A 3746-nucleotide genomic window follows, 5' to 3' on the forward strand; every position below is an offset into this window, starting at 1 on the left:
GCGTCGACAGTAATGCTCGTGCGCGATGGAATGAAAAGCCTCGAAGTTTTCATGATGGTGCGAAACAAAAATATTGGCTTCGCGTCAGAAGCATTGGCTTTTCCAGGGGCACGTTGGAGCCTTGCGACGATGCGATCGCAGGAAATGAATTGCTCAGCGCAATGACACCAAGGCTAAGCATATCATCCCGCACTTTCCGCGTCGCGGCATTACGCGAGACTTTTGAAGAATGTGGCGTATTTCTGGCCCGTTCGCGTGATGGCGTTCTGGTCCAAGACGCAGGGGCAAGAATTCTGGCGTCAAAGGTTCATGAGTTCGGGTTTGCCAAAGCGCTTGCCGCCGAATGCATAACGCTCGCAATTGATTTGTTGGTCCCCTTTGCGCATTGGATCACACCGAAAAAAATGCCCAGGCGCTACGACACCCACTTCTTCATTGCTATTATTCCAAACGAACAGTCGGCGTTGCATGATGGGTTGGAAAACGTGGATTCGACTTGGATCACTCCGGCGCAAGCCTTGGAGGCTGGGGAAGAGGGGCGCTATACGATCATGCTTCCGACACGGCTTAACCTCTCGCTTTTGGCGAAGCATAGACTTGCTGCAGAGGCAATTGAGGCTGCCAAGGCGCAGAATATTGTAACCGTAACACCTGAAATTATAACAACGTCTGGCGCAAATAAACTACGTATTCCGCTTAGCGCCGGATATGGTGGCGAGTTGTTTTTGCCATAAGGCTGTTTCTAAGCTATTGTCTTCTATCAATACTACAAAAGGCGAGTTTTCATGAATAATTTCCTGGTTTACGAGCAGGTCGGCGCAATTGTGACGCTGACCATGAATCAACCCGCTTCCCGCAATCCGCTGACAGGCAATACGGCGGTCGAGGAATTCATTCGGGCTTGCGTTCGAATCTCCGCGGACGCCAGCGTCAAGGTCGTGGTGCTGACCGGCGCCGGCAGCGCCTTTTCGACCGGCGGCAATGTCAAGGACATGCGCCGCTTCTCCGGGCAGGACATCCCAGCCATCGACATCCGTGACGAATACAGGGGCGGCATCCAGCGCCTGCCGCTCGCCCTCTATAATCTCGAAGTTCCGACCATCGCCGCCGTCAACGGACCGGCGATCGGAGCGGGCTGCGATCTCGCCTGCATGTGCGATATCCGGATCGCCTCGAAGACCGCGAAATTCGCCGAAAGTTTCGTCAAGGTCGGCATCATTCCCGGCGACGGCGGGGCCTGGCTGCTGCCGCGCGTGGTCGGTCTGTCGAAAGCCGCCGAAATGGCCTTTACCGGCGAGGCGATCGACGCCGATGAAGCTTTGCGCTGTGGCCTCGTCAGCGCCGTGACCGAACCTGAAAACTTGAGCGAGGCCGCCTATGCGTTGGCCCGGCGCATCGCGGTCAATCCCGGCCCGACCTTGCGCCTGACGAAAAAGCTGATGCGCGAAGGCCAGCATATGCGGCTCGACAGCCTGCTCGAGCTTTCGGCGGCGTTTCAGGCGCTGGCTCACAAGACGCCGCAGCATGAGGAGGCTGTCGCCGCCTTTATCGAAAAAAGGCCGCCGCGTTTCGATTAGGACGAAGGCTTCACTCGCCGGGCCCAAATGTCGGGGGCGATTGCGGACGCGGCGACTTCGCCTGCTTGCGAAAGCCGCTTGGCGTTTCCCCCGTCCATTGATGAAAGGCGCGGGAAAAGCTCTTTTCATTGCCAAAGCCAAGAGCGAAAGCGACACGCTTGATGGATTGGGTTGTGCGCGTCAGCAAGTGTTTCGCGCGTTCGATTCGCGCCGATTCCTTGAGTTGCCGGAGAGAGGCGCCTTCTTTTTGCAATTGTCGATGCAGACTGCGCGTCGAGAGATTCAACGCCTCGGCCAAATCCTCCGCCACCGGAAAATGGCCGCCCGGCATACGCAGAACCTGCTCCACGCGCCCTGACAGATGCTCGTCCCGGCGATAGGGCAGCACAGTCAATGGCAAAGCGCGCTTCAACATTTTGTTGAGGGCGTTTTCATCGCGTTGCAGCGGCATGGACAAATAACGCGCGTCAAAGGAAATACTGGCGCGCGGAGCGCAAAAATTCAGGTTTTTTGCAAAAATCGACGGGTAGATGGCGCTGTGCCGCGGCGCGGCAAAGGGAAAATCAGCACTGCTCAAGCTGATTTTCATGTCGATGGCCCAGCAGGCGAAGCCGAGCACATAGCGAAGCAGGGTCACGATGCAGAATTCACGGTAATCGCCGAGATCGCTGCGCTCATTGATCGAAAAGCAAGCGACGCCGTCCGCCACGGTCAGGTCCAGCAAGACCTCGTCGACGAGGATGTGATGATGCCGTCGCCAGCGCTTCAAAGCGATTTCAAGCGTTGCCGAGGTCAGCGATGCGCGACACAACATCCCGTAGGCGCCCCAGCGAAGCTTGCGGGAAAACCATCCCAGCGCCTCGTCATCCAATTCGCGCATTGCGAACCAGGATAGAGCCTCGAATTGGGCGGCGGTGACGCGGCCATCCGGTTCGTACACCGCATCTGGCGATATATGCGCCATTTCGAGGGCTTCCCCCGGATCGACGCCATATTTGCGGTAGGCGAGCAGAATGGCGCGCACAAAAGCGGTCGGGACAAGGGCCCGTCCGGATTTCCGGGAAACAGGCGAGGATGCGATTGCGAGCATGGTGGGAGAGAACATCTCCCTCATTGGCGAAAATTGCAACTATTTTGGCGCCAATGGCTTCAAGGCCCAAGATATGATTCCCTGAATAAAAATCAGGATAGGGGGAGGAGCCTATGACAATTCCGAGCCTCGATTTCGATTGCGGCGATGATCTGACAATGTTGCGCGACAGTGTGCGCGCCTTTGCCAAGGCGGAGATTGCGCCCCGCGCCGCCCAGATCGATCGTGACAACGAATTCCCCGCGGAACTGTGGAAGAAATTCGGCGATCTCGGGCTGTTGGGCATGACCGCGCCGGAAGAATATGGCGGCGCGAATATGGGCTATCTCGCCCACATCATCGCACTGGAAGAGATTTCACGCGCCTCGGCCTCGGTTGGGCTGGCCTGAAAGCATGGGTTCCAAATAGAGAGCTTAACGAGACACCCTACCATTTAAGTTCGGGAGCTAAAATTTCTTCAGATGGCATCGTTCTTTGAGGCCGTCATTTGGGGCTCCCCGAAGGCCGCCAAATTTTGCGCATCAATCGAAGAACCGTTCACCGCGAATAAGAGTGCCGACGTCGTGAAATGAATAACATCCGTTCTGTAAAATCCAACGCTTCTGTCATCCGCTCTTTCGACGCTGCGGCGAGAACCTATGACACAGCGTCGGATGTCCAGCGGAAAGTTGCACGAGAATTGGTTTTGCGGGCTTCGCGTGAGCTGGTTCGCCCGCCGAAGACGATACTTGATCTCGGCTGCGGAGCAGGACATGTTACCGACGTCGCCCGGCAAATATGGCCGGAAGCCAAGATCACGGGTCTCGACGCGGCGCCGGGAATGCTTAAGACATTTCGAGACAAGTTTCCGGGCCTGACTACGCTTTGCGCCGACGCTGCAAATCTCGACACGATCGGTACCTTTGATTTGATCCTGTCAAGCATGATGCTGCACTGGCTGCCGGAACCAACTGCCGCCGTTGCGAAATGGCGGCAACTTCTTGCGCCGGGTGGAAAATTGAATGTCGCTGTTCCGGTCGAAGGAAGTCTAGTCGAATGGCGTGACTTCTTGCGAGCCGGTGGTATGAGCGACGGGTTAT

Annotated in this window: 4 protein-coding genes and 1 pseudogene; 4 read left to right on the plus strand and 1 reads right to left on the minus strand. The window is 56.7% G+C overall.

Annotation, left to right across the window (positions count from 1 at the left end):
- Positions 1-734, plus strand: a 734-nt coding sequence (locus ACLP2E_RS20720; protein WP_442466980.1) for an NUDIX hydrolase, incomplete at its 5' end; no start/stop codon positions are given.
- Positions 735-785: 51 nt separating this feature from the next.
- Positions 786-1577 (plus strand): crotonase/enoyl-CoA hydratase family protein, encoded by a 792-nt coding sequence (locus ACLP2E_RS20725; RefSeq protein WP_442466981.1) that lies wholly within the window; start codon positions 786-788, stop codon positions 1575-1577.
- A 10-nt stretch (positions 1578-1587) separates the two neighbouring features.
- Here the strand turns inward: ACLP2E_RS20725 and ACLP2E_RS20730 are convergent, their stop codons facing one another.
- Positions 1588-2667 carry an AraC family transcriptional regulator gene (locus ACLP2E_RS20730; protein ID WP_442466982.1) on the minus strand — a complete coding sequence of 360 codons (1080 nt, stop codon included), beginning with the start codon at positions 2665-2667 and terminating at the stop codon, positions 1588-1590.
- Positions 2668-2780: 113 nt separating this feature from the next.
- On the opposite strand from ACLP2E_RS20730, the pseudogene ACLP2E_RS20735 reads away from it, so the two are divergent.
- Positions 2781-3053 (plus strand): annotated as a pseudogene (locus ACLP2E_RS20735) (acyl-CoA dehydrogenase family protein); the annotation flags it as partial.
- A gap of 182 nt (positions 3054-3235) precedes the next feature.
- Positions 3236-3746: class I SAM-dependent methyltransferase (locus tag ACLP2E_RS20740; RefSeq protein ID WP_442466983.1), on the plus strand; the 511-nt coding region annotated here is incomplete at its 3' end.

It is taken from the genome of Rhodoblastus sp. (assembly GCF_052145335.1).
Taxonomy (GTDB): domain Bacteria; phylum Pseudomonadota; class Alphaproteobacteria; order Rhizobiales; family Beijerinckiaceae; genus Rhodoblastus.

Coding starts and splice junctions, on each gene's coding strand:
- ACLP2E_RS20730 (WP_442466982.1), bottom strand. CDS start 2,667: ATGCTCGCAATCGCATCCTCGCCTGTTTCCCGGAAATCCGGACGGGCC.
- ACLP2E_RS20725 (WP_442466981.1), top strand. CDS start 786: ATGAATAATTTCCTGGTTTACGAGCAGGTCGGCGCAATTGTGACGCTG.